Source organism: Tardiphaga sp. 42S5 (genome assembly GCF_034044155.1).
GTDB classification, from domain to species: Bacteria; Pseudomonadota; Alphaproteobacteria; order Rhizobiales; family Xanthobacteraceae; genus Tardiphaga; species Tardiphaga robiniae.
Map to the genome: position 1 here is coordinate 5,652,395 of NZ_CP139027.1, position 20,329 is coordinate 5,672,723.

A 20,329-nucleotide genomic window follows, 5' to 3' on the forward strand; every position below is an offset into this window, starting at 1 on the left:
GCCGAGCCCCTGCTCAGCCGCCCATCTTGGCCATCAGCGCGTCCGACACCTCGAAGTTGGCATAGACGTTCTGCACGTCGTCATGCTCGTTCAACAGGTCCATCAGCTTGATCAGCTTCTCGCCGGTCTCGTCATCGACCGAGAGCGTGTTCTGCGGCTTCCAGATCACCGCGGCCTTGCGGGCTTCGCCGAACTTGCCTTCCAGTCCCTTGGCAACCTCGCGGAACGTCTCCTGCGACGCGTAGACCTCGTGGCCGCCCTCGCCCGACACCACGTCATCCGCACCGGCCTCGATGGCAGCTTCCAGCATGTCGTCGGCAGAGGCCTTGTCGGCGTCATATTCGATCACGCCGACATGGTCGAACATGAAGGAAACTGAGCCGGTTTCGCCCAAATTGCCGCCGGATTTGGTGAAGTAAGAACGGATGTCGGAGGCGGCGCGATTGCGGTTGTCGGTCAGCGCCTCGACGATGACGGCGACGCCGCCGGGGCCGTAGCCCTCGTAGCGGATTTCATCGTAGTTCTCGCCGTCGCTGCCGATCGCCTTCTTGATGGCGCGCTCGATGTTGTCGCGCGGCATGTTCTCCTGCCGGGCGGCGATCACGGCGGAGCGCAGCCGGGCATTCATCGACGGGTCGGGCGTCCCCATCTTGGCAGCGACGGTGATTTCGCGCGCCAGCTTGCTGAACAGCTTGGACTTCTGGGCATCCTGCCGGCCCTTGCGGTGCATGATGTTCTTGAATTGGGAATGTCCGGCCATGCGGTCTCTCTTGAAGCGTCAGGGTATTTAGGGCTGCGGCGCGGGGTTATAGGCCGCGAAATCGGCAAAATCAAAAATTTGCAGCCGAATCCGGCAGATCTTCGCAATACCGCGACCGACCTTAACCATCACTTCACGCCGAGGTGCAAGGTTACCCGCATAGATTGTATTCATTGGGGTCACCGATGGCGTTTGGACTGTTCCGCAAGCGACAGCCGGAAGCGGCTGAAGTGGTGATGATTGCTGAAAACACAGCACCTTCTGTGGCACCGCAGCATCCTGAACCAGATACCGCTCGGGACATCCTTGAGTTGCTGGAACTCGAGCTGGGCGCGCTTATCCGCCAGCTCGAGCGTGCCGCGACATCCGTCGCCGGCGGCGCCGAATCGACCGCTACGACCCTCTCCGCCATCCGCGCCCGCACCGACGTGCTGGCCGACCGCAGCAGCGCCGCGCAATCCACGGCCACCACCTTTGCGCAGGCTGCCGATAAATTCACCCATTCGGCCGAGGGCATCGGCGCCCAGGTGCGCGATGCCAGCCGGCTTGCGGACGAGGCCGGCGCCGCCGCCCATGAAGCCAGCGCCAATGTGGACCGGCTGCGCGACTCCTCGGCCGCGATCAGCAATGTGCTGGAGCTGATCGCGCAGATCGCCCGCCAGACAACGATGCTGGCACTGAACGCGACCATCGAGGCAGCACGCGCAGGCGCTGCAGGCCGCGGCTTCTCGGTCGTCGCCACCGAGGTCAAGGCGCTGGCGGTACAGACGCAGAACGCCACCGAAGAGATCAGGAAGAAGATCGACACCCTGCAGCGCGACGCAGCGAGTTCGGTCGATGCGGTGCATCGCATCTCCACCGCCATCGACGCGATCCGCCCGGTTTTTGCCAATGTCAACGGCGCGGTCGCCGAACAGAACGCAACGACCAGCGAGATGTCGCATAACGCCGCCACCGCCTCGCAGTTCATCGTCTCGGTTGGGAACAGTGCCGCGGAAATCGATAGCGCTGCGAAGGAAGCGGCTGCCCATGGCGAGCACGTCGCGCAGGCTGGCCAGGCTGTGACGATGTTTGCCTCACGGCTGAAGTCGCGTTGCGCGGTGCTGCTCAAACAGAGCGAGCGCGAAGACGAGCGACGGCGCGAAAAGCTGCCATGTCACCTCAATGTCGCTTTTCAGGCGCGCGGCGGCCAGATCAGCGCGCCGGTCTATGAAATCTCGATGGACGGCATTCTCATCGGCGGACCGGACGCGAACCGGCTTCCGTTGCACTACATCGTTGCTGCTGAACTCAGCGAGGTCGGCCCCTGCCGCCTGCGCATTGCCGAACATTCCCCCGCCGGCGCACAGGCACTGTTCGTCACGCCCGACGGGGCTCTCATCAGCCGGATCGAAGACCGGCTTTGGGCGATCCATGACGAGAACACCGAATTCGTCACCCGCGCCATTGATGCCGGCGCCGCGCTCAACAAGATCTTTGCCGACGGTATCGCATCCGGCGCCATCAGCATCGACGACATGTTCGACGACAACTACGTCGAGATCCCCGGCTCCAATCCGGTACAGTACCGGACAAAGATTCTCGGCTGGGCCGACCGCGCACTGCCCGAATTCCAGGACGCGTTTCTGGCCAAGGACAGCCGCATGGCGTTCTGCGCCATGATCGACCGCAACGGCTATCTACCGGTGCATAACAGCATCTATTCGAAGCCGCAGCGCCCGGGCGATGCGAGCTGGAACACTGCCAACTGCCGCAACCGCCGCATCTTCAACGATCCGGCTGGATTGGCCGCCGGTCGCAACACCCGTTCCTATCTGATCCAGAGCTATGCCCGCGACATGGGCAACGGCCAGACCGTGATGATGCGCGAGATCGACGTGCCTGTGCGCATACAGGGACGCCATTGGGGCGGCTTCCGCACGGCGTACAAATTATGATTTGGGTTTGTAAACGGCGCTGCGCTGCTACCCGAGACCTGGCGCAGCGCCGCATATTCCGTCTGCGAGTGGGCTAGCAGCCGAAACTGCCAAGGCGTCCTAGCCGCCGCTCGTTCGGCCTTCCGCATTGTCATCTCCGCCGTATGAACCGCCGCCATATCCATATGGCGCGCTGTATCCATATGAACCGGGGCCGGCACCAAATCCGCGATAGACCGTTACGGGGGCGCTTCCCTCATACCGCGCGTGAGAGGACATGATCCGTCGATGCTTGCTGGCAGCGCTATGCCCGTCTTTGGCCTGCGCGGTCCAGCTCGCAGTGCCGGCGATCAGTAAAGCGGCGCCCAACAGAATGAATTTATTCATCACATTTTTCCTTGGTCAACGAGCCCCGCGACCTCAGATGCGCACGCTTGGCTCTCAAGGTAGCGCCAATCACGCGTAGTTGAATTTCGGCTTGCGGTACCCCGTCTTGCATGGACAGCGGCGGCGAGACCCATTGGGGCCATTTGCCCATTCGCCCCGGGCCTGGGGGGCCGTGTCACACCGCTGACATTTGCATCGGTCCATAACCATGAACCCATTCGATACAAGCGGAGCTGCCATGACCGAACATTCCCTCGACGACGCGCAAGCAATCCACGACCGCATTCGTGCAGAGATGCTGGACGGCTTCGACGAAGAACTCGAGCTCGAGATCGATGACGATCGTCTCGACGCCCTGACCAACGAAATGTCCGACCACAGCCCGGCGGAGACCATCGAGCGACGCCTCTATTTCAAGGAACTGTTCCGCCTGCAGGGCGAATTGGTGAAGTTACAGAGCTGGGTGCAGCAGAACAAGCTCAAGGTCGTGGTGATCTTCGAGGGTCGCGATTCCGCTGGCAAGGGTGGCGTCATCAAGCGGATCACCCAGCGGCTCAATCCGCGCGTCTGCCGCGTTGCCGCACTCCCCGCGCCGAATGAGCGCGAACGCACCCAATGGTACTTCCAGCGTTACGTCTCGCATCTCCCCGCCGGCGGCGAGATCGTACTGTTCGATCGTAGCTGGTACAACCGCGCCGGCGTCGAGCGCGTGATGGGTTTCTGCACCGAGGATGACGTGGAGGAATTCTTCCGCTCGGTGCCAGAATTCGAACGCATGCTGGTGCGCTCGGGCATTATCCTGATCAAATACTGGTTCTCGATCACCGACGAAGCGCAGCACTTGCGCTTCTCGATGCGTATCGCCGACCCGCTCAAACAATGGAAGCTCAGCCCGATGGATGTCGAGGCCCGCACCCGCTGGGAGCAATACACCAAGGCCAAGGAAGCGATGCTCGAGCATACGCATATTCCGGAAGCCCCATGGCATGTGGTGCAGGCCGTCGACAAGAAGAAGGCGCGCCTGAACTGCATCGCGCATCTGCTCGAACAGCTTCCCTATCAGGAGGTCGAGCATCCGCCCGTGGTCCTGCCTGCACGCGTGCGCAATCCCGACTATCACCGCACGCCGGTGCGAGCCGAAATGTATGTGCCGGAGCGGTACTAGCCCCACAGTCGGCAGATCGCGTGCCGTTTTTCGGGCAGGCCGAGCCTAACGCAACCGCAATATTTTTTTGAATAAAAGTCATCCGACGCCCACGAAGAGGGCGTCGGATGACGTCGCGCAGATTTTACCGCGATTTATCCGACAGACACGCTCGCGCGACATACAAACCAATGTATAGTCCTGCTGCATCTTATTGCTGCTTTTGAAATGATGACCGTACGCCTATAGTACCGTCGTTGATCGATGACGAACCATTCGCCATTGCATCATCGAGTCGAGCAAACGGGGGTCTCACTGTGGCAAATCTCAATATCAACGGCGAGCAGAAGTCCTTCGACGCACCAGACGACATGCCTCTGCTCTGGGTGCTGCGCGATATTCTCGGCATGACCGGCACAAAATTCGGCTGCGGCGTTGCGCTATGCGGAGCATGCACCGTGCATATCGACGGCAAGGCCGTGCGCTCCTGTCTGCTGCCGGTCAGTGCGGTGAGCGGACGCGCCATCACAACGATCGAAGGCGTTGGCGCGACACCGGTCGGCGCCAAGGTGCAGAAGGCCTGGCTCGATCTCGAAGTCATTCAATGCGGCTACTGCCAGTCCGGGCAGATCATGTCGGCGGCGGCGCTCCTCGCTTCTACGCCGACCCCCGACGATTCTGACATCGATGCCGCCATGGCCGGAAATATCTGTCGCTGCGGCACCTATGTCCGGGTGCGTGAAGCCATCAAGCATGCTGCCTCCGAACGGCAAACCTAGGAGTCGGTCATGAAACTTGCAGACAACATGCTTGTCGCGGCCAGTCCTGCAAACAAGCCTTCTGGCCTGTCACGGCGCAATCTGCTCGCTGGCGCCTTTGCGGGCGGCTTTATGTTCGCCTTCCAGCTTCCGGTCCGCGCGGCCAATGAGCCGACGCAGCCTCCCGATACGACGGAGGGCAAATTCGCCCCCAACGCCTTCATCCGCATCGACACTACCGGCAAGACGACGCTGGTGATGCCGCAAGTCGAGATGGGGCAAGGCATCTATACCGCCATCGCCATGATCCTCGCCGAAGAGCTCGACGCCGACTATGCGCAGATCACGCTGGAACATGCGCCGCCCAGCGACAAGCTCTACGGCAATCCAATTTTCATCATCCAGGCGACCGGCGGATCGACTTCGGTGCGTGCATTCTGGAAACCTCTACGCAATGCCGGCGCAACCGCGCGTGCGATGCTGGTGCAAGCCGCAGCTGAACAGTGGCAGGTCGAACCTGCGAGCTGCACGGCGTCGAACGGGCAAGTGATGCATACGGCCAGCGGGCGCAAACTGTCTTATGGCGAGTTGTGCGACGCCGCCGGCAAACTCACGCCGCCGAAGGACGTCGCGCTCAAGGACCCGAAAGACTTCTCGGTGATCGGCAAGCCGCTGAAGCGCTTCGATACACCGGACAAGGTCAACGGCAAAACGATCTACGGTATCGACGCAATGATACCGGGCATGACATTCGCGACGCTGGCACAATGCCCGGTGTTCGGCGGCAAACTCGCCAAGGTCGATGACCGCGCGGCGAAGAAGATTCCGGGCGTGCGGCAGATCGTGGTGCTCGACGACCTCGTGGCCGTGGTCGGCGACCACATGTGGGCCGCCAAGTCTGGGCTCGAAGCACTCGACATCACCTGGGACGAAGGGCCCAACGCGAAGATCAGTTCGAAGGACATCTGGGCGCATTTGCGCACGGCCAGCGAGACGGACGGCGTAATCGCCAAATCCGTCGGCGACATCGCCAAGGGTCTCGCGACCGGCGAACGGATCGACGCGTCCTACGAGATGCCGTTCCTTGCGCACGCGACCATGGAGCCCTTGAATTGCACGGTGCACTTCAAGGGTGATTCCTGCGAGGTCTGGACGGGCACGCAGATCATGTCGCGGGTGCAATCCGAAGCCGCCAAGGCCGCGGGCCTGCCGATCGACAAGGTCACAGTAAATCAGCACATGATTGGCGGCGGCTTCGGCCGCAGGCTTGAGCCCGACATGGTCGTGGCGGCGGTGCGCATCGCCAAACAGGTCAATGGACCGGTCAAGGTGGTGTGGACCCGCGAAGAGGACATCCAGCACGACATTTATCGCCCCGTCTATCGCGACAACATTTCGGCGACACTGTCCAACGGCAAAGTGGTCGGCTTCAAGTACAAGATCGCAGGCTCGGCCGTGATCGCGCGTTGGCTGCCGCCTGCGTTCCAGAAGGGCATTGACATCGACGCCATCGATAGTGCCGCGGACCAGCCCTACGACTTCCCGCATTTCCAGTGTGAATATGTCCGTGTCGAACCACCGGCGGTGCCGACCGGCTTCTGGCGCGGCGTCGGCCCGAACAATAACGTGTTCGCGATCGAGAGCTTCATGGATGAGCTCGCTCGCAAGGCCGGCAAGGATCCCGTCGTGTTCCGGCGTGAATTGCTCGGCAAGGCACCACGGATGCTGGCGGCCCTCAATCTCGCGGCGGAGAAGGCCAACTGGGGTCAGCCGCTGCCAGCGCGCGTCGGACGCGGCGTGAGCATCCAGCCCACCTTCGATACTTCGATCGCGACTGTGGTCGAAGCGGAGGTGGATTCTCAGGGCGAGATCCGTCTGCGTCAGGTCAACGTGGCGGTCGACACCGGCATCGCTGTCAATCCCGACACCATCGTGGCGCAGATCGAAGGCGGCATCGTGTTCGGCCTCACCGCCGCGCTATATGGCGACATCACCATCGAGAAGGGGCGCGTGCAGCAGTCCAATTTCCATGACTACCGCATGCTTCGGATCGACCAGATGCCGAAAATCAATGTCCACCTCATCAAGAGCGGCGAAGCGCCCGGCGGCATAGGCGAGTGCGGCGTGATCGGCGGACCGCCGGCACTGCGCAATGCAATTTATGCTGCGACTGGCGTTGCGCTGCGGAGGATGCCGATCGACCGCGATGCGATCGCCGAAAGGAAGAAGTCATGACGCCCGCCGCACGTCGCATTCTCGGCAGCGTCATTGTGATCGGTGTCGTGGCTGCAGCCGGCGCCGCGCTCTATGTTCGCGGTCCCGGACCGATGGCCTTCTCGGGCGGCCCGAAGGTGGCGCTGGCCGATTACAAGGGTCCCAATCCCACGGGCGTTCCCGCCAACATGGCCAACGCCAGCCTGATCGAGCGCGGCGAATATCTTGCGCGTGCGGCGGATTGCATGGTCTGCCACACTGCGCCCGGGGGCAAGGAATATGCCGGCGGCTTCGCATTCAAGCTGCCGTTCGGCACGCTTTACTCGACCAACATCACACCGGACAAAGAGACAGGCATCGGCAACTACACCGATCAGCAGTTTCTCGACGCCGTTCGAAGCGGCAAGCGCCACGACGGCGCCCGGCTCTATCCCGCGATGCCCTATACGTCCTACACTTACATGACCGATGCGGACACGCTCGCGGTCAAGGCCTATCTGTTCAGCCTCGCACCGGTGCGCGCAGCGCCGCCTGAGAATACGCTTGCCTTTCCGTTCAATCAGCGCTGGGCAATGACGTTCTGGTCGGCATTGTTCAATCCCGATACGCGCTTCGAACCCGATAGGTCGCAAAGCCCGGAATGGAACAGGGGCGCCTATCTCGTCGAGGCGCTGGCGCATTGCGGCGAATGCCATACCCCGCGCAATCTCGGCTTCGCGCTCGACAACCGCAAGAAATTTGCTGGCGCCCTGACCGCCGGATGGCGGGCCTTCAATATCACCTCGGACAAGACGACAGGCCTTGGCAGCTGGAGCGACGACGATGTCGTTTCCTATCTGTCGATCGGGCATGCCAAGGGTCACGGCACCGCGTCGGGGCCGATGGGCGAAGCGGTGGACCACAGTTTCAGCAAGATGGCGCCGACGGATATCAAGGCGATGGTCGCATTCCTGCGCACGGTGCCGGCGGTGCCCTCACCTGATCTGCCCGCGAAACTCGCGCCACCCGCACCGCCCTCGCACAGGGACGGCATGACGGCGAACGCGCTTGGCAAGACGGTCTTCCAGGGCGCCTGCGTGAGCTGCCATGGCTGGACAGGCGAGAGCGCACTCTCGCCCATGGCCACGCTGACTGGCGCGTGGGCCGTTAACGATCCCGGCGCGACGAACGTGGCGCAGATCGTGATCTCCGGCACCAAGCGGCATACGCCGCAAGGCGCGCTGTCGATGCCAGCTTTCGGCAAGAGCCATTCAGATACGGAGATCGCGGCTGTCGCGAATTACGTGACCGCGCGCTTCGGCAGCAAGGGATCGCAGATCACGGCAAGCGATGTCGCGGATTTGCGCAAGCAGACGGAGCAGTAGGCCGAACTAGGTCAGCCAGAACTCAGGCACCGCCTGCGACAGCCGGCCACCGAGCCGCACAGGCGCGATGCGTGACGCGAGGCCGGTCTTGTCATCGGTTTCGACCGCAACGCCCGACAAGGTTGCCGGGCCGAAGGCGGGCTCGAAACGGCCGGAGGGAATGCCGGTCGTGAAGCGCCTGACAGGCTCTTCCTTCTGCATGCCGATCACGGAATCATAGTCGCCGGTCATGCCGGCATCGGTCATGTAAGCCGTGCCGCCGGACAGTATTTGATGATCGGCGGTCGGCACATGCGTATGCGTGCCGACGACGAGGCTCACGCGGCCATCGCAGAAGTAACCCATGCCCTGCTTTTCGCTCGAGGCTTCGCCATGGAAATCCACCACGATGGCGTCCGCGGCTTCCACCAGCGGACAGGCATCGATCTCCTTGCCGACAGCGCTGAACGGATCGTTGAGCGGCTCCATGAAGACGCGGCCCATGGCATTGATCACCAGCGCACGCGCACCGTTCTTGGTGTCGATCAGCGCAGCACCACGGCCCGGGGTGTGGCGCGGGAAGTTCAATGGACGGATCAGACGCGGCGCGCGTTCGATGAACACCAGCGCCTCTTTCTGATTCCAGGCGTGATTGCCGAGGGTCACCGCATCGGCGCCGGCGTCGATAAGATCATTATAGATCGTCTCGGTGATACCGAAGCCGCCAGCGGCGTTCTCGCCATTGATGATGACAAGATCGAGTTTCCAGTCGCGGATCAGGCCCGGCAGTTTTTCGAGGATCACCACGCGGCCGGTTTTGCCGACCACGTCGCCGATGAAGAGAATACGCAAGTCAGATGCTCCGAAAATCGATCGTCCGGGTCTCGGTTAGCACATAATCTAGCGCCACGTCGTGCGGTTGCATGGGAATGGCCTCGATTTCCTGGGTGTCGAAGGCCACGCCCACGGCGATAAATGGCTTGATAGCGTGCAGTTGCGCGAAGGTGCGATCGTAATGCCCCGCGCCATAGCCAATTCGGTGGCCGGCGCGGTCAAATGCCGCGAGTGGCACCAGCAAGATATCAGGGATCAGTGGCGGCGCTTCCAGTGCCGGTTCCGGAATGCCAAGCGAGCCGCGCACCAGCGCATCGCTCGGGCTCCAGAGCCGGAACATCAGGGGCTCATCACGGGCGATGATCACCGGCAGCGCCAGTCGCGCACCCTGGGCGGCGAGATGCTGCATCAGCGGGATCGGATCGATCTCGCTGCGGATGGGAGAATAGCCGGCGACGATGCTACCGGCCCTGACCGGGAAAGGCAGACCCCGCGCTGCGATCGCCTGCGCTGCTGCCGACCGTTCGGCCTCGCTCAGCGCCGTGCGGCGTGCCAGCGCGGCGATGCGGAGCTCAATCTTTGTCGGAGTAGGCGGCGTGTCGGACATGCCATACGATATGCTGTCCGCAGAGCCTGCGGAAGCGCAGGACCGGTCTTCGTGATCATCTTTGGCGAGCGAGCTAGATTGCACGGCAAACGCCACGCAAAGGGCCGCAGCCATCAAGAAAGTGAAAGTGCGAAGCCACGATGGCCGTTGAAGCACTCGATCCCGGAGCACCTACGAAAGTAGGTGGGCACCATGTGACCAGGTCCACGGACCTGGTCAGGGACAGTTCCCTGAAGGATCGATAAGGCCCCGGGGATATATGGCTCCTGACGCGCGACGCAGCCTCGCCTGAGCAATGTAGGGGTTATGAGACGGATGCGCCAGTGCCCGCTTGGCATCAAAGCCTGCATTATCCAATAGCAACGCCGCCGCCGATGGTGCGGTTGAGCACCTGGGTGGTCTTCTCGATCCGCTCTGCCGCAGCATTCAGGGCCGCGGCAACCGCCGTCTGCGTCGCCCGCGCGCGATCTGCGGCGACAACGCGCACATCGCGCAATGCGGCGAGTTCTTCCTGCAGAGCACGGATCTGCTGATTGGCATCGACCAGTTCGTCGGCAATGGTCAGCGCCGCCATCACCGTCAGCCGCGCATCGCCGATCTCACCGAATTTGCCGCGCAGGTTTTCGACGCGGGATTCAAGACTTTCCGCCAGCCGCAGCAGGCGAGTTTCTTGCCCCTCCTCGCAGGCCATGCGGTATTGCCGGCCATTGATTGTAACGTTGACGTGGCTCATCTCGCTTTACTCATGCGCGTTGTCAGTCGCCAGCACCGCGCGGATGGTACCGATGGCGGTGTCGAGCTTGTCGGCGATGTCGCGATTGGCGCGCTCCAGCCGGCGCGATTTCACCAGCGTGCCATCAAGCTCATCCGCCAGCCGGGACCGATCGGCGCCAAGCGCCTGAATGCGGGTGGCCAGCTCATCCTCGTCGCGATCCGCCTCACGACGGCGCTCGACCGCACTTTCCAGAGCATCCAGCGCTGCCATCAACCGCCGCGTGGCAGAGTCGATCTCGGCCGCACCGCCATTGGCGGGATCGGAGGCTGTGAGATGGGCGGGTCGTTCGATCATACTGGGTTACGCGGACCTTGGGTGTGATGCGACCGGAGCTCAAAAACCACGGCTCCGCAAGCCTTTAGGCCCTGAAATTTAGGTTGCAAGCGAGCCGGACGCAACAAAGCTTAAAAGCTATGCACCGCAAAGCCGACAAAAACCGCCGGTAGATATCCACAGACCAGAACTGTCCGGGAGACCTTGGACTCCCAGGAACCCAGATGCTATCCACCAGTTTCTCCTAAGCGATCCCAACATCTCGCTGCAGACCGCCCCTCTTGCGGACGCAGAATATTCCATTCCCTTCAATTTAGACGGAAACCGACATGGCGCAGGTTGATCACTCGAAAATGGCCAACGCGATTCGTGCCCTCGCCATGGACGGCGTGGAAAAGGCCAAATCCGGTCACCCTGGGCTGCCGATGGGCGCCGCCGACGTCGCAACCGTGCTGTTCACACAGTTCCTCAAATTTGACGCAGCCGATCCGAAGTGGCCGGATCGCGATCGCTTCATCCTCTCGGCCGGTCACGGCTCGATGCTGCTCTATGCCCTGCTCTATCTGACGGGCAACAAGGAGATGACGCTCGACCAGCTGAAGAACTTCCGCCAGTTGCATTCCAAAACTCCGGGTCATCCCGAGAATTTCCACACCTCAGGCGTCGAGACCACCACGGGTCCGCTCGGTCAGGGCATCGCCACCTCCGTTGGCTTCGCGCTTGCCGAGCGCATGCTGGCCGCCGAATACGGCGATATCGTCGATCACTACACTTACGTGCTGTGCTCCGACGGTGACCTGATGGAAGGTGTCAGCCACGAAGCTCTGGCCATGGCCGGTCATCTCAAGCTGTCGAAGCTGATCTTCCTCTATGATGACAACGGCATTTCCATCGACGGTCCGCTGTCGCTTGCCGACAGCGTCGATCAGGTCGCACGCTTCAAGGCCCATGGCTGGAATGCCGTGCATGTCGATGGCCACGACCAGGTCGCCATCGCTGCCGCTATCAAGCAGGCGCAGGCGTCCGACCGTCCGTCGATGATCGCCTGCAAGACCAAGATTGGCTTTGGCGCACCAACCCGCGCCGGTACCTCGAAGGCCCACGGCGAACCGCTCGGCGCGGAAGAACTCGCAGGCGCCAAGAAGGCACTGGACTGGAATTACGGCCCGTTCGAGGTGCCCGATGATATCCTGCATGCCTGGCGCAACGTCGGCAAGCAGGGCGCATCGGCGCACGCGGACTGGCAAAAGCGTTTTGATGCCCTTCCGGACGACAAGCGCAGCGAATTCACCCGCCGCAACGATCACGTTCGACCGACAGCCATGGCGGACGCGATCCTCACGCTGAAGAAGAAGCTGATTGCCGAGCCGCAGACCGTCGCGACCCGCAAGGCGAGCGAACTCGCGCTCGAAGCGCTGGTGCAGGTCGTGCCGGAAATGGTGATCGGTTCGGCCGATCTCACGCCATCGAATAACACCCGCACCAAGGGCGCCATCGAAGTGAAGCCCGGCGAATTCAAGGGTCGCTACATTCACTACGGCATTCGCGAAATGGGCATGGCCGCAGCCATGAACGGCATCGCGCTGCATGGCGGCTTCATCCCGGCCGGCGCGACCTTCATGTGCTTCACCGACTATGCGCGACCGGCGATGCGCATCTCGGCGCTGGCGCAGATCCCGGTCATCTACATCATGACCCACGACTCGATCGGCCTCGGCGAAGACGGCCCGACCCACCAGCCGGTGGAGCATCTGGCCGCGATGCGCGCGATGCCGAACATGCGCGTGTTCCGCCCCGCGGACACGGTCGAGACTGCCGAATGCTGGCAGCTCGCCATGGAGAAGACCAACGGCCCAACCATGCTGGCCCTGTCGCGCCAGAACCTGACGCCGGTGCGCACCACCCATCACGACGACAATCTCTGCGCCGCTGGCGGCTATGAGTTGATCGCGGCCAAGGGCAAAGCCGCCGTGTCGATCTTCGCCTCGGGTTCGGAAGTCGAGATCGCAGTCGCTGCGCAGAAGCAACTGGCCGACAAGGGCATCGCGACGCGGGTCGTATCGGTCCCCTCGCTCGAACTACTGCTGGAGCAGCCTGAAGAGCGCCAGAAAGCGATCATTGGCGACGCGCCGATCAAGATCGCCGTCGAAGCCGCGGTCCGGTTCGGCTGGGATGCCGTGATCGGACACGACGGCACCTTCATCGGCATGAAGGGCTTCGGCTCGAGCGCGCCGGCCAAGGAGCTTTACAAGCTGTTCGGCATCACGGCCGAGGCCGTGGTCGAGGCCGCAACCAGCAAACACAACGCGGCTTAACTCTATCGGAACGCTGGTAAATTTGACACATTGCACCAGCGTTCCATTCAGGGCATGAAACGCCCGTCACACGTCACTATATGAAGGCCCTCACGCGAGGTTTGAGCCTAATAAAAGGGAGAAGTTGAATGGCAGTCCGGGTTTCGATCAACGGTTTTGGCCGCATCGGCCGCAACGTCCTGCGGGCGATCTACGAGTCCAAGCGCACCGACATCGAAGTCGTCGCCATCAACGATCTGGGTCCGGTTGAAACCAACGCCCACCTGTTGCGCTTCGACAGCGTGCATGGCCGCTTCCCCGGCGACGTCACCGTCGACGGCGACAGCATCCAGCTTGGCAACGGCAACAAGATCAAAGTCACTGCGGTGCGCGATCCGAACACGCTGCCGTGGAAGGATCTCGGCATCGATATCGCGCTCGAATGCACCGGCATCTTCAGCGCCAAGGCGAAGGCGACGTCGCATCTGACCGCAGGCGCCAAGCGCGTGCTGGTTTCGGCTCCGTCCGATGGTGCTGATGCCACGATCGTCTACGGCGTCAACCACAAGACCCTGACCAAGGAGCATCTGGTCGTTTCTAACGGTTCGTGCACCACCAACTGTCTGGCACCTGTCGCCAAGGTGCTGAACGAGACCGTCGGTATCGAAACCGGCTTCATGACCACGATCCACGCTTACACCGGCGACCAGCCGACGCTGGACACGCTGCATAGCGATCTCTATCGCGGTCGCGCCGCTGCGATGTCGATGATTCCGACCTCGACCGGCGCTGCGAAGGCCATCGGCCTCGTGATGCCCGAACTGGCCGGCAAGCTCGATGGCGTCTCGATCCGCGTGCCGACCCCGAACGTCTCCGTGGTCGATCTCAAGATCATCGCCAAGAAGAGCACCACCAAAGAAGAGATCAACGAAGCGATCAAGAAGGCTGCCGCCGGCGAGCTGAAGGGCGTGCTCGGCACCACTTCGCACCCGAACGTGTCGATCGACTTCAATCACGATCCGCATTCGTCGACCTTCGCCTTCGACCAGACCAAGGTGCAGAACGGCACGCTTGTGCGCGTGCTCTCCTGGTACGACAACGAGTGGGGCTTCTCCAACCGCATGGCCGATACCGCCGTTGCGATGGGCAAGCTGCTCTAAGGCAAGAGCTTATCCCGGGCGCAGCGCAAAACGCCGCGTCCGGGAGCCAACGACTATAGCGGTCCCCGCTTCGAGGCGCGCCGCTGTGCGCTGATCTGCGTTTGGGACACAACATCATGACCAATTCTTTCCGCACCCTCGACGACGTCGATATGAAGGGCAAACGCGTTCTCGTGCGCGTCGATCTCAACGTGCCCATGGATGGTGACAAGGTTACCGACGCAACGCGGCTTGAACGCATCGCGTCGACCATCACGGAAATTTCCGACAAGGGCGGCAAGGTCATCCTGCTCGCGCATTTCGGCCGCCCCAAGGGCCGCGACGACAAGAACTCGCTGAAGCCCGTTGCTGCAGCACTTGCCGATGTAATCAAGAAGCCGGTCGCCTTTGCCGACGACTGCGTCGGCGACGTCGCAGCCAAGGCCGTTGGCGCCATGAAGGACGGCGACATTCTCTGCCTTGAGAATACGCGCTTCCATTCCGCTGAGGAGAAGAACGATCCGGCTTTCGTCGCCGAACTCGCCAAGCTCGGCGACATCTGGGTCAATGACGCATTCTCGGCGGCGCATCGCGCCCACGCCTCCACCGAAGGTCTCGGCCACAAGCTGCCCGCTTATGCCGGCCGCACCATGCAGGCCGAGTTGGACGCGCTCGGCAAGGCGCTGGACGCACCGACCAAGCCGGTGATCGCCATCGTCGGCGGCGCCAAGGTCTCGTCGAAGATCGATCTCCTCGAAAATCTCGTCACCAAGGTCGATGCGCTCGTGATCGGTGGCGGCATGGCCAATACCTTCCTGCATGCGCAGGGTGTCAAGGTCGGCAAGTCGCTGTGCGAGAAAGACCTTGCCGCCACCGCGCTGCGGATCATCGACAAAGCTGAAGCGTCGGGCTGTGCCATCATCCTGCCGGTGGACGCCATCGTCGCATTCCACTTCGCCGCCAACACACCGTCTCACGCCTACGGCCTCGATGCGATCCCCGATGAGGGCATGATCCTCGACGTTGGTCCGCAGTCGATCGAACGCATCAACGCAGCGATCGACGATGCCGCCACGCTGGTCTGGAATGGCCCGGTCGGCGCATTTGAAATGACACCGTTCGACCGCGGCACGGTTGCCGGCGCCAAATACGCCGCAGCGCGCACCAAGGCGAAAAAGCTGATTTCAGTAGCCGGCGGCGGCGATACGGTGGCTGCGCTCAATCACGCCGGCGTCGCCGATGACTTCTCCTACATCTCGACCGCCGGCGGCGCTTTCCTCGAATGGATGGAAGGCAAGCCGCTGCCGGGTGTGGAAGTATTGAAGAAGTAGCAGAGGTAAATTTTTGCCCGCAATACTTGTGGGCGCCGCAATGTTTATGGTACGTTCTTTCCATGAGCGAGAATGTGCAAACAGCAACGTTCGAGATCCTGAAGAAAATTCAGGGTGATGTCGCTGCGTTTCGCGGGGCGGCCGATAAACGTTTCGAGCAAGTCGACAGCCGTCTGGAGCGCGTCGAGACGTTAGTGCGCAAACAACGTCGCGATGGCGCTGCGATGCTGGTCATGATGCGTTCAGCAGCCGGTGATTTCGAAGAGCGGCTTGCAGCCGTAGAGCAGCAGATCGCTTTGCTAGACGCCAGCGAGCACTGACGTTCGGAAATACTAACGCGTTGGGAATTCCATTAGCTGGAACGCTGGGCCATCGTGGCGATTAACGTTGGCTGTATGCGCGACTGATGGCGTCTTGGATTCGCCGTCTCCTCGCGCTAAGAGCCATATATCCCTCGGCGCGGCGTTTGCGCCTGTCCCAATTTACAAGGAGCTTCCTGCATGGCCCGTATTACGTTGCGTCAACTGCTCGATCACGCGGCAGAACACGATTACGGAGTGCCGGCCTTCAATATCAACAATATGGAACAGGCGCTGGCGATCATGGAAGCCGCATCGGGTGTCGATGCACCGGTCATCATCCAGGCCTCGCGCGGCGCCCGCTCCTATGCCAACGACATCATGCTCAAGCACATGATGGACGCAGTCACCGAAATCTATCCGCACATTCCCGTCTGCGTGCATCTCGATCACGGCAATGAAGCTGCAACCTGCATGACCGCAATCCAGGCCGGATTCACCTCGGTGATGATGGATGGTTCGCTGAAAGCGGACGGCAAGACGGCGGCGGACTGGGACTACAATGTCGGCGTGACCAAGACCGTCACTGATATGGCGCATCTCGGCGGCATTTCAGTGGAAGGCGAACTCGGCGTGCTCGGCTCGCTGGAGAGCGGCATGGGCGAAGCCGAAGACGGCCACGGCGCCGAGGGCCAGCTCAGCCACGACCAGTTGCTGACCAATCCCGACGAGGCTGTGAAGTTCGTCAAGGAGACGCAGGTCGACGCGCTGGCGATTGCCATGGGCACTTCGCATGGCGCCTACAAATTCACCCGCAAGCCGGACGGCGATATCCTCGCCATGAACGTGATCGAGGAAATCCACCGCAAGCTGCCGAACACCCATCTGGTGATGCACGGCTCATCCTCGGTCCCGCAGGACCTGCAGGACATCATCAACAAGTTCGGCGGCCAGATGAAGCCGACCTGGGGCGTCCCGGTGTCGGAAATCCAGCGCGGCATCAAGCATGGCGTCCGCAAGATCAACATCGACACCGACAACCGGATGGCCATGACCGGCCAGATCCGCAAGGTGCTGAGCGAGAACCCCAGCGAATTCGACCCGCGCAAATATCTGAAACCGGCGATGGAAGCGATGGTGAAGCTCTGCAAGCAGCGCCTGCAGGAATTCAATACCGCCGGCCAGGCCAGCAAGATCAAAAAGGTGCTGACCACGGCCGAAATGGCCAAGCGTTACGCATCGGGCGAGCTAAACGCGAAGATCGCCTGAGCCCAAACTGCCAATTGACTGTGTTTCAGCCTGCCATACAGCCTATGGCAGGCTGAATTTTTGCCGGAATCGGATGCGGACGGGCTCATTGGCCGGCCAGATGCTCGGATTTTGCCCGAGAACGGTCTAGATTGACCTGCAGGACTAGCCCGCTCAGGACATGCCCATGAATCTCGCCGAACTCAACAAAATCGCCCGCGCCATGACCGCGCCGGGCAAGGGCTTGCTTGCCGCAGATGAATCGTCAGGCACGATCAAGAAGCGCTTCGATGCGATCAGCGTCGAGTCGACCGAGGACAACCGCCGCGATTATCGTGAAATGCTGTTTCGTTCGCGCGAGGCCATGAGCAGCTACATTTCCGGCGTGATCCTCTACGACGAGACCATCTGGCAAAACGCCAAGGATGGCACGCCGCTGGTGCGGCTTATCGAGGAAGCCGGCGCCATTCCCGGCATCAAGGTCGATGAGGGCACGCAGGCCTTGCCGAACTGTCCCGGTGAGCTCGTCACAGCGGGCCTCGACAAGCTGGCCGAGCGTCTTGCCCAATATTACGCGCGCGGCGCGCGCTTCGCAAAGTGGCGCGCGGTAATCGATATCGGTGCCGGGATTCCCTCGATGACCGCAATCTCCGTCAACGCGCACGCGCTCGCCCGCTATGCAGCGCTATGCCAGGCCGCACAGATCGTCCCGATCGTCGAGCCCGAAGTGCTGATGGACGGCGATCACGACATCGACCGCTGCGTCGAGGTGACGCAACGCGTGCTCAACAAGACGTTCCAGGAATTGCGGGTCCAGCGGGTCGCACTGGAAGGCATGATCCTGAAGCCGAACATGGCCGTCTCTGGCAAGAAGTCGAAGACGCAGGCTGGTGTGGCTGAAGTGGCCGAGAAGACCGTGCGCATGCTGAAGAACTGCGTGCCCGCATCCGTGCCCGGCATCGCATTCCTCTCCGGCGGCCAATCTGACGAAGATGCGACCGCGCATCTCGACGCCATGAACAGGATCGGCAGCCTGCCCTGGCCACTGACATTCTCCTATGGCCGCGCGCTTCAGGCAGCGCCGCAAAAGGCATGGTCCGGCAAAGCCAACAATGTGCCCGCCGGTCAGCAGGCCTTCACCCATCGTGCACACATGAATTCACTCGCCAGCAAGGGCGAGTGGACGACTGATCAAGAACAGAAGGCGCTATAATCTTGGCTTCCAAACCCGTCCCGCCACCGCCGATGCCGCGCCTCTATCTCGCGACTCCCGTCGTCGAGGATCCATCAGCGCTGGCCGCGAACCTGCCTGCTCTTCTTGAGAAAGCAGATGTCGCTGCCGTCCTGGTGCGACTGGCGACGACCGACCAGCGCACCATGATCACGCGCATCAAGGCGCTGGCGCCTGTCATCCAGACCAACGGCGCCGCGATGCTGGTCGAAGGCAATGTCGAGCTCGTCGCACGCGGCGGCGCCGATGGCGCGCATCTGCCCGGTCTCGCTCCCCTGCAGGATGCACTGCCCTCGCTGAAGCCTGATCGCATTGCAGGCTGCGGCGGATTGTCGACGCGCCATAATGCGATGGCAGCGGGCGAAGCCGGCGCCGATTACGTGCTGTTCGGCGAGCCCGACCCGAACGGCCAGCGCCCATCGGCTGACGCCATTGTCGAGCGCCTTCAGTGGTGGGCCGAATTGTTCGAACCGCCCTGCGTAGGCTTTGCCACAACGCTCGATGAGGCCAGGGAATTCGCAGCTGCCGGCGCTGACTTCGTGCTGGTCGGCGACGTCATCTGGAACGACGCGCGCGGCGCTGCTGCAGCCTTGATGGACGCAGAGAAGGCAATCCAGCAGGGATATGCGACGCTCGTCTCGGGGCAGTCCAAAGTCGCACAGGAATAACGCCGGAATGAAAGTTCTGCGTTCCCTCACTGTAATTGCCGGCTGCCTGACCTGGGCGGCCGCTGCGGCCGCGCAGATTTCGCTGACGCCGCCGGGCGTGCAGACGCCGCCACCGGCTGCAAGCAAGGCAGCGCCAAAAAAGGCGCCGGCACCGGCGAAAGCGCCGACAGCAGCGAAGAAAGCTCCCACGCCGCCTGCTGAAAAGCCCGCGCAGCCTGCAGAAGCTCCACCAACCGACCCCAATGCCGACCTGGTCTATGGCGCCTATCAACGCGGTCAGTACAAGACCGCTTTCGACCTCGCGAGCAAACGCGCGCAGGAGAACAACGACCCGAAGGCGATGACCATGCTTGGCGAACTCTACGCCAATGCACTGGGGGTAAAACGCGACTATGCGAAAGCTGCAGAATGGTATCAGCGCGCGTCGGAGCGCGGCGACCGCGAGGCCATGTTCGCGCTGGCGATGCTGCGACTGTCGGATCGCGGCAATGTCGGCAAACGCGACGAGGCCGTGAAACTGCTGGCATCCTCCGCCAAGCTCGGCAATCCGAAGGCTGCCTACAATCTGGCGCTGCTCTATCTCGATGGACAGACGCTGCCGCAGGACGTCAAGCGTTCGGCCGAATTGCTCCGCGTCGCGGCCGACGCCGGTAACCCCGAAGCGCAATACGCGCTGGCGACATTCTACAAGGAAGGCACCGGCGTCGAGAAAAGCATCGACAAGGCGGTCCGCCTGCTCCAGGCGGCATCCCTGGCCGACAATGTCGACGCCGAGGTCGAATATGCCATTGCGCTCTATAACGGCACGGGAACCCCCAAGAACGAGGCTGCGGCCATCGCCCTGCTCCGCAAGGCCTCCAAACAGAACAGCCCGATCGCCCAGAACCGCCTCGCCCGGGTACTGGCGCTCCGCACCAATACAGATGACCGGCTGGAAGGTCTGAAATGGCACATCGTCGCCAAAACCGCCGGAAAGGGGGACCTGATGCTCGACGAGCTTCTGGCCCAGGCTACCCCCGAGGAAAAGACCAAGGCCCAGGAAGCCGCCAAGAAGTGGCTGGGCACGACCCAGAAATGACCCCTGTAGCGATCTTGCCTTGACGAGATG

At 62.1% G+C, this 20,329-nt stretch carries 19 protein-coding genes and 1 other RNA gene; 13 read left to right on the forward strand and 7 right to left on the reverse strand.

What is annotated here, in order from left to right; translation table 11 throughout:
• Positions 1–13: 13 nt before the first annotated feature.
• A complete protein-coding gene (locus SFY93_RS26345; protein WP_068735184.1) occupies positions 14–760 on the reverse strand; it encodes a YebC/PmpR family DNA-binding transcriptional regulator in 747 nt (248 codons plus the stop codon).
• A gap of 27 nt (positions 761–787) precedes the next feature.
• A complete protein-coding gene (locus SFY93_RS26350; protein ID WP_158596842.1) occupies positions 788–934 on the reverse strand; it encodes a hypothetical protein in 147 nt (48 codons plus the stop codon).
• Positions 935–996: 62 nt separating this feature from the next.
• On the opposite strand from SFY93_RS26350, the gene SFY93_RS26355 reads away from it, so the two are divergent.
• The 5 genes from SFY93_RS26355 (at position 997) to SFY93_RS26375 (ending at position 8,543) form a co-directional block, all read left to right on the forward strand.
• A complete protein-coding gene (locus SFY93_RS26355) occupies positions 997–2,697 on the forward strand; it encodes a methyl-accepting chemotaxis protein (RefSeq protein WP_414717159.1) in 1,701 nt (566 codons plus the stop codon).
• A 604-nt stretch (positions 2,698–3,301) separates the two neighbouring features.
• Positions 3,302–4,228, forward strand: a complete 927-nt coding sequence (ppk2, locus tag SFY93_RS26360) for a polyphosphate kinase 2 (protein ID WP_320445183.1) — start codon at positions 3,302–3,304, stop codon at positions 4,226–4,228.
• Between the two features lie 296 nt (positions 4,229–4,524).
• Positions 4,525–4,986: a (2Fe-2S)-binding protein gene (locus SFY93_RS26365; protein WP_320445184.1), complete on the forward strand. Its 462-nt coding sequence runs from the start codon at positions 4,525–4,527 to the stop codon at positions 4,984–4,986.
• A 9-nt stretch (positions 4,987–4,995) separates the two neighbouring features.
• Positions 4,996–7,200: a xanthine dehydrogenase family protein molybdopterin-binding subunit gene (locus tag SFY93_RS26370; RefSeq protein ID WP_320445185.1), complete on the forward strand. Its 2,205-nt coding sequence runs from the start codon at positions 4,996–4,998 to the stop codon at positions 7,198–7,200.
• Positions 7,197–8,543, forward strand: a complete 1,347-nt coding sequence (locus tag SFY93_RS26375) for a c-type cytochrome (RefSeq protein ID WP_309948436.1) — start codon at positions 7,197–7,199, stop codon at positions 8,541–8,543. Before SFY93_RS26370 ends, SFY93_RS26375 begins: the two co-directional genes overlap by 4 nt.
• Before the next feature lie 6 nt (positions 8,544–8,549).
• On the opposite strand, the gene SFY93_RS26380 is transcribed toward SFY93_RS26375, so the two are convergent.
• From SFY93_RS26380 to SFY93_RS26400, 5 genes are all read right to left on the reverse strand, one after another.
• Positions 8,550–9,374: a TIGR00282 family metallophosphoesterase gene (locus SFY93_RS26380; protein ID WP_320445186.1), complete on the reverse strand. Its 825-nt coding sequence runs from the start codon at positions 9,372–9,374 to the stop codon at positions 8,550–8,552.
• A gap of 1 nt (position 9,375) precedes the next feature.
• Entirely contained in the window at positions 9,376–9,963 is a 588-nt protein-coding gene (locus SFY93_RS26385; protein ID WP_320445187.1) for a 5-formyltetrahydrofolate cyclo-ligase, read from the reverse strand.
• 128 nt (positions 9,964–10,091) lie between these two features.
• Positions 10,092–10,251: non-coding RNA, 6S RNA (ssrS, locus tag SFY93_RS26390), on the reverse strand.
• 61 nt (positions 10,252–10,312) lie between these two features.
• Positions 10,313–10,696, reverse strand: a complete 384-nt coding sequence (locus SFY93_RS26395; protein WP_068735170.1) for a cell division protein ZapA — start codon at positions 10,694–10,696, stop codon at positions 10,313–10,315.
• A 6-nt stretch (positions 10,697–10,702) separates the two neighbouring features.
• Complete coding sequence (locus SFY93_RS26400) at positions 10,703–11,032, reverse strand: DUF4164 domain-containing protein (RefSeq protein WP_089265387.1); 330 nt, start codon at positions 11,030–11,032, stop codon at positions 10,703–10,705.
• Between the two features lie 308 nt (positions 11,033–11,340).
• On the opposite strand from SFY93_RS26400, the gene tkt reads away from it, so the two are divergent.
• From tkt to SFY93_RS26440, 8 genes are all read left to right on the forward strand, one after another.
• A complete protein-coding gene (gene tkt / locus SFY93_RS26405; RefSeq protein WP_320445188.1) occupies positions 11,341–13,326 on the forward strand; it encodes a transketolase in 1,986 nt (661 codons plus the stop codon).
• A gap of 128 nt (positions 13,327–13,454) precedes the next feature.
• Entirely contained in the window at positions 13,455–14,465 is a 1,011-nt protein-coding gene (gap, locus tag SFY93_RS26410; RefSeq protein ID WP_320445189.1) for a type I glyceraldehyde-3-phosphate dehydrogenase, read from the forward strand.
• Between the two features lie 116 nt (positions 14,466–14,581).
• Positions 14,582–15,775, forward strand: a complete 1,194-nt coding sequence (locus SFY93_RS26415) for a phosphoglycerate kinase (RefSeq protein WP_320445190.1) — start codon at positions 14,582–14,584, stop codon at positions 15,773–15,775.
• A 62-nt stretch (positions 15,776–15,837) separates the two neighbouring features.
• Positions 15,838–16,095: a hypothetical protein gene (locus SFY93_RS26420; RefSeq protein WP_320445191.1), complete on the forward strand. Its 258-nt coding sequence runs from the start codon at positions 15,838–15,840 to the stop codon at positions 16,093–16,095.
• A 180-nt stretch (positions 16,096–16,275) separates the two neighbouring features.
• Entirely contained in the window at positions 16,276–17,343 is a 1,068-nt protein-coding gene (gene fba, locus SFY93_RS26425) for a class II fructose-bisphosphate aldolase (protein WP_315843266.1), read from the forward strand.
• A 166-nt stretch (positions 17,344–17,509) separates the two neighbouring features.
• Positions 17,510–18,535 carry a class I fructose-bisphosphate aldolase gene (locus SFY93_RS26430; RefSeq protein WP_320445192.1) on the forward strand — a complete coding sequence of 342 codons (1,026 nt, stop codon included), beginning with the start codon at positions 17,510–17,512 and terminating at the stop codon, positions 18,533–18,535.
• 2 nt (positions 18,536–18,537) lie between these two features.
• Positions 18,538–19,221, forward strand: coding sequence for a thiamine phosphate synthase (locus SFY93_RS26435; protein WP_320445193.1), 684 nt, complete (start codon positions 18,538–18,540; stop codon positions 19,219–19,221).
• Positions 19,222–19,228: 7 nt separating this feature from the next.
• Entirely contained in the window at positions 19,229–20,299 is a 1,071-nt protein-coding gene (locus SFY93_RS26440) for a tetratricopeptide repeat protein (RefSeq protein WP_320445194.1), read from the forward strand.
• The last annotated feature ends 30 nt before the right edge of the window (positions 20,300–20,329 follow it).